Genomic DNA, 4,982 nt, shown 5'->3' with positions numbered 1-4,982 from the left:
CCGTTGAGAACGTCGTCGCTGGAGCGCCGGATCAGGTCGAGGCGATCGCGCGTGGGCATGATCACGCTGACGAGGGGGGGCGGCTCGGGCAAGGGCCAGAGCAGATCGAACCCGCTCCTGTTGGCCTCGATCCGGGCCGGGGATCCCTGGTCGCCGAGATGCCGCGCGAGGATGGCAGCGTGGCGATCGCGGTGCTCAGTCAGCTCCGCCTTGCGGCCGAGGATACGGGGGATGTGGGCGACCTCGGCCGGCTCCACGATTGTGGTCGCCGCGAGGAAGAGCCCCAGCGGGAATGTTTCCGGCGCCTGCAACGGCGTGACACGCAAGCGTTCGAGCAGCGCGCCAGCATAGAGAATCGGTGTCGCCGGATAGGCGCTGACGAGGGCGAGGTCCGGGCTCCAATCCGGCGCGAGGCGCGGGAGCGCCGGGGTGCCGTCGACCAAAGTGTCTCCATAGATGAGTTGGGGTCGCGCCTCGTCGGAGAGGCCACGGACGAGGATCGCAAGGGCATCGGGATCGAGGCGATCGCCGGGCGTGAGCATCGCGACGGCAGCCGCCGGCCCCGCCAGCGCTTCGAACGAGTCGGTCTCCGACCACGCCCGCTGGGTGATCCGGGCGTCGGCCACTGCGACACTGGAAGCCGCTGTCGACCAAGCCACCACGAGGGTCCAGGCGGTGAACCTTTGCGCTCGCAGGCTCAGCACGGTTTCGCCGACGGCATCGACCTCGTCGGGGCTCGCCGGCAGGATCAGGCGTAACGCGGGGCCGGTCGGCGCCGCGTCGGCATCCGGCCGGTGACGGGTCGCGGACCATGTCGCGTAGCGGGCCATCGGCGTGACCCCGCAGGCGCCGCGCAGGGTGTCACGGAACCGGCGCTCGTCGCCGCGCAGGGCGTTGTAGCCCGCCACGAACGCCCGGAGCGGACGCCGCCTCAGGCATTCGGCGAACAGGCTCGCGTGGCTTCGCAGGTCCACCCGCTCCAGCACGAAGCCGCTGCGGGGATCGATCGCGAGTTCGATGCCGGCGCAATCCGCCGGCAGGTAGCCGAGCCAGTGGGCCGCGCCGAGGATGGGGCCGGGGAGGACGAAGGTCTCGCGCCGGCCGTCGTTGCGCGACAGGCGCAAGAGAGGCCGGAGGGGCCGCGCCACGGGGGCGCCGCGATAGGTGAGGACGATCCACCGGTCACACGCCGGTGCCGACAGCACGAGGCGCTGCCGGAACAACGGATCGTCCTGAGGCTCCAGGGCGAACGCGACGGCACGCCCGAGCGCCGCAGACGTCCCTGGCGTGCGACCCGCTCCGCCTTCTGCGCTCAGGACGACACCCGGGGCGCGGTCACGGCCTTCACTCGGCCGCGTCCTTGGCGGGCGCCGCGACGCGGTCCTCGGAAGTCGAAGGCGCCTTGCGGGCCTTCGGCGTGGCGACGCGCTGCGGCGTGGCGCCGAGGCGGACCTCGATGTCGTAGTTGCCGGCCAGCGCGGCGGGCACGACAAAATTGTCCTCGACCACGGAGAACAGGCCCTGCGCCTGTCCGGCGGCGACCGGTACGGCGACGCGCCGGACGCGTGAGACGATCGCCTTGCCGCCGGCCTTGATGGCGAAGGAGACCGGCGCCTCGAAGCGGCCGGGCGCGCCGGCGGGCCCGAGGAGAACGTGCCCTTCCACGCCGATCTTGACGCTCAGCGTTCCGTCCTGAAGGCGGGTGCATTCGCGGGCGACGCGCCCGAGGGTGATCTGGTGGCGTAGGTGGCTGCTGTCGCCAGCACGCCCGGCATAAGACTGGATCGCCGCGCCGCCCTCGGGGACCTCGACGGTCGGGCAATAGGGGGGATCGGTGTCGGCCGGCTGCGATGGCGGGACGGAGGTGCCGCCGTATTTCAGCATGTTGGTGAGGAAGTTTCCTTCCTCCGCCTGGACCCGCCCGGCGGAAAGGCCGCCCGCCGCAAGCGCGAATGCGACGATCGCCATGCGCGCGCCGAACACGGACCGCGTCCGGCGCCTGGCGGTCTGGTCAGAGGTCACGTCGGCCATGGTGCGATCCCGCATCGGCGTCACTTCAGGCTCTCGAATCCTTGGGCGAAGCCCTTCATCGATAGGGGAATACCGACGCCCTCCTCCGGGGTCTGGAAGACGATGAAGGTCGCCTGCGCGCCGCCGGAGAATTGCTTGACCAGGCCGTCATCCATCACGACCTCGGCGACGCAGCCCGTGGTCAGGCAGCGCACGAAGCCGGCGCGGCCGACATCGATCTTGTCGATCTTCAACCCGAGGCCGGACGGCAGCAGCACGCCGAGGGGCGCCACCACGCGCAGGAGGTAGCCGCGGTTGTCGGCGGTCTTCAGCACGATGACCACCAGGGTCAGGTTCGGCCGGTCCTCCGCCGCGAGATACTGCACCATGGCGCATTGCTCGGCCTTGGCGCCCGCCGGAGTCTCGCAGCGCAACTGCCAGTCGCCGAAGGTGTTACGCACCATGCCCTGGGCCGCCGCGCTCTGCGGCCCGATGCACAGCATCGCCGCGCCGAGCGCACCCGCCGCGACGCCCCGGGCGACCAGGCCGCGCGCGCGCTGCACCATTCCTCGAAACCCCACGCGTCGACCCTTTCGCGTGGCTCGCCGCCCCCGCGAGCCGTTAACCGAAAACACGGGTGTTCCGACCATGCTGGGCCCTCGACTGTCAAGGGAAGCGTAGGCTTCCGGAACCCGCTCGCGGGAACCGACTATCCCGCGGCGCGTACAGCCTCTAGTGCTGATGGTCACGCTTGCCCGCCGAAGACACCCGCCCGCCAACGACGCTTGCCCGCCAACGGACGAACCCATGCGACTGCGCGCCCCTCTCCTCCTCGCCACCCTGGTGATCGCCGGCCCGGCGGTCGCCGAGCCGCTGCCGGCGGGCGAGACCACCTACATCGAGCGCTCCCTGAACCGCGACGGCCCGCTGGTGATCGAGCATCGGCCGATCGCCCGCACGCCGGGCGGACGGCGCAACGGAAGTTCGGCGGAGATCGCCGGGTTCTGCCGGGACGGCGGCATCATCCGACGCCGCGACGAGTTCGGCCGGCCGGTGATCCTGCGCCAGCGCGAGGTCTGCGACGGCGTCGCACCGCGCACCCTGAACCCCGGCGACGTCGAGCCGCGCCCGACCTGGCCGGTCGAGCAGGTCGTGCGCCGCAAGGTCCTGCGCGCCCGGGGCTGAGCCGCTCAGCCGTAGCGGTGCAGGCTGGCGCCGTTGCGCTTGAGCCAGCGCTCCGCCTCCTCGACGTGCGGGCACAGCGAGCCGACGAGGGTCCAGAAGCGCGTGGAATGGTTCATCTCGCGCAGGTGCCCCATCTCGTGCGCGACGAGGTAGTCGAGCACCAGGGGCGGCGCGAGAATGAGGCGCCAGGAGAAGTTCAACTCTCCCCGCGCGGTGCACGAACCCCACCGGCTGCGGGTGTCGCGCAACGTGATGCGTTTTGGGCCCTGCCCGAGCTTCTCGGTGTAGCGCGCCACCGCCTCGGTGAGGTCGGCCCGCGCCTCCCGCTGCAGGAAGTCGCCGACCCGGCGGGCGATGTGCGGCGCGTCGCAGGCCACCGACAGCACCGGCTCCTCCGACAGGGTGTCGAAGCGTGTGACGCCGCTGCGGCTCGCGCGATGCGCGATGCGATGGGGCACGCCGCGCACCGGCACGACCGCGTCGGCAGCAAAGAGCACGCGTTCCGGCATCCGGGCCAGGCGCGCCGCGATCCAGCCGCCATGGCTGACCGCAAAGGTCTTGGCGACGGCGAGCGAGGTCCGGGTCGGCAGGGTCATCACGACGTCGCCGGTCGCGCTCGACACGCGCAGGGTCAGGCGCCGGGCGGTGGGCCTGCGCCGCAGCAGGACGCGCAGTGCTTCGCCCGCGTGCACGATGTCGAGGTGATCGGGGTCCGCCCCGCGCAGCAATGCCAATCGCATGAGCTCAGCTTATCCGCTGCCGCCGAGCTTCGCCATTGGGACGGCACAGCCCATCCTCAGGCTCGATCGATCTGCGTTGCTGGTTCGGGCCGATGCGGAAACGCCGTGATCTCGGCACTGGCGTGCATCTCCCGGATGAAGGCGGCGATGCGGGGCGCGATGACGGTGCGGTAGCGCGAGCCGTTGAAGACGCCGTAATGCCCCACGCCAGCCTGCAGGTGGTAGGCCTTGCGCCCGGCCGGCAGGTTGGGCGTCAGATCGAGGGCGGCCCGGGTCTGGCCGACCCCGGAAATGTCGTCGTTCTCGCCCTCGATCGCCAGGATGGCGCAACGCCGGATGGCCCCGAGATCGACCCGCGCCCCGCGGTGGATCATCGTCCCCTTCGGCAGGGCATGATCCACGAAGACGGTGCGGACGGTCTGGAGGTAGAACTCGGCCGTCAGGTCCATCACGGCCAGGTACTCGTCGTAGAACTCGCGATGCTTCTCCGCCGAATCACCGTCCCCGGTCACGAGGTGGTCGAACATCTCCGCATGGGCGTTGACGTGGCGGTCGAGGTTCATCGCCATGAAGCCCGAAAGCTGGAAGAACCCCGGATAGACGCTGCGAAACGCACCCGGGTACCCGGCCGGGACGGTGGTGATGCAATGGCGCTCGAACCACGCGGTCCCACGCTCCTGCGCCAGGCAGTTCACGGCGGTGGGCGAGCACCGCGTGTCGATGGGCCCCCCCATCAGGGTCATGGAGCACGGCACCGGCGCGTAGTCCTGCGCCTCCATCACGGCGATGGCGGCCAGCACGGGCACCGCCGGCTGGCACACCGCCATGACGTGCAGGTCCGGCCCGAGATCGCGGAAGATGTCGAGAAGGTAGTCGATGTAGGTGTCGAGATCGAAACGTCCGGCGCCGAGCGGCACCATGCGGGCATCGGTCCAGTCGGTAATGAAGACCTGATGGTCGGGCAGCATCGCCTCCACGGTGCCGCGCAGGAGCGTGGAATAGTGCCCCGACATCGGCGCCACGATGAGGAGCTTGGGCTGCGGCTCG

General features: G+C 70.8%; 5 protein-coding genes and 1 pseudogene. 1 reads left to right on the top strand and 5 read right to left on the bottom strand.

The features are described 5' to 3' along the window. The 3 genes and pseudogenes from JWQ05_RS15090 to JWQ05_RS15080 all read right to left on the bottom strand — a co-directional run. A pseudogene (locus JWQ05_RS15090) lies at positions 1-1,223 on the bottom strand (glycosyltransferase family 2 protein); the annotation flags it as partial. A gap of 121 nt (positions 1,224-1,344) precedes the next feature. After that, positions 1,345-2,031 (bottom strand): hypothetical protein, encoded by a 687-nt coding sequence (locus tag JWQ05_RS15085; protein WP_299659843.1) that lies wholly within the window; start codon positions 2,029-2,031, stop codon positions 1,345-1,347. A gap of 20 nt (positions 2,032-2,051) precedes the next feature. Continuing rightward, positions 2,052-2,513: an invasion associated locus B family protein gene (locus tag JWQ05_RS15080; RefSeq protein ID WP_299659845.1), complete on the bottom strand. Its 462-nt coding sequence runs from the start codon at positions 2,511-2,513 to the stop codon at positions 2,052-2,054. Positions 2,514-2,817: 304 nt separating this feature from the next. On the opposite strand from JWQ05_RS15080, the gene JWQ05_RS15075 reads away from it, so the two are divergent. After that, on the top strand, positions 2,818-3,195 hold the full coding sequence (locus tag JWQ05_RS15075) for a hypothetical protein (protein ID WP_299659841.1): 378 nt from the start codon (positions 2,818-2,820) through the stop codon (positions 3,193-3,195). Between the two features lie 5 nt (positions 3,196-3,200). Here the strand turns inward: JWQ05_RS15075 and JWQ05_RS15070 are convergent, their stop codons facing one another. Both JWQ05_RS15070 and phaZ read right to left on the bottom strand, forming a co-directional pair. Next, positions 3,201-3,935, bottom strand: a complete 735-nt coding sequence (locus JWQ05_RS15070) for a SprT family zinc-dependent metalloprotease (protein ID WP_299659838.1) — start codon at positions 3,933-3,935, stop codon at positions 3,201-3,203. Between the two features lie 56 nt (positions 3,936-3,991). Continuing rightward, positions 3,992-4,982 (bottom strand): polyhydroxyalkanoate depolymerase (gene phaZ, locus JWQ05_RS15065; protein ID WP_299659836.1); only part of this gene is annotated, 991 nt, incomplete at its 5' end.

This window comes from Methylobacterium sp., assembly GCF_028290105.1.
GTDB lineage: Bacteria > Pseudomonadota > Alphaproteobacteria > Rhizobiales > Beijerinckiaceae > Methylobacterium.
The sequence above is the reverse complement of the archived record's forward strand: the minus strand, read 5'-3'. Positions and strand labels throughout refer to the sequence as shown.

What these genes read in the sequence shown, in the direction of transcription:
- JWQ05_RS15085 (WP_299659843.1), bottom strand. Translation starts at nt 2,031, where the DNA reads ATGGCCGACGTGACCTCTGACCAGACCGCCAGGCGCCGGACGCGGTCC.
- JWQ05_RS15080 (WP_299659845.1), bottom strand. Translation starts at nt 2,513, where the DNA reads ATGCTGTGCATCGGGCCGCAGAGCGCGGCGGCCCAGGGCATGGTGCGT.
- JWQ05_RS15075 (WP_299659841.1), top strand. Translation starts at nt 2,818, where the DNA reads ATGCGACTGCGCGCCCCTCTCCTCCTCGCCACCCTGGTGATCGCCGGC.
- JWQ05_RS15070 (WP_299659838.1), bottom strand. Translation starts at nt 3,935, where the DNA reads ATGCGATTGGCATTGCTGCGCGGGGCGGACCCCGATCACCTCGACATC.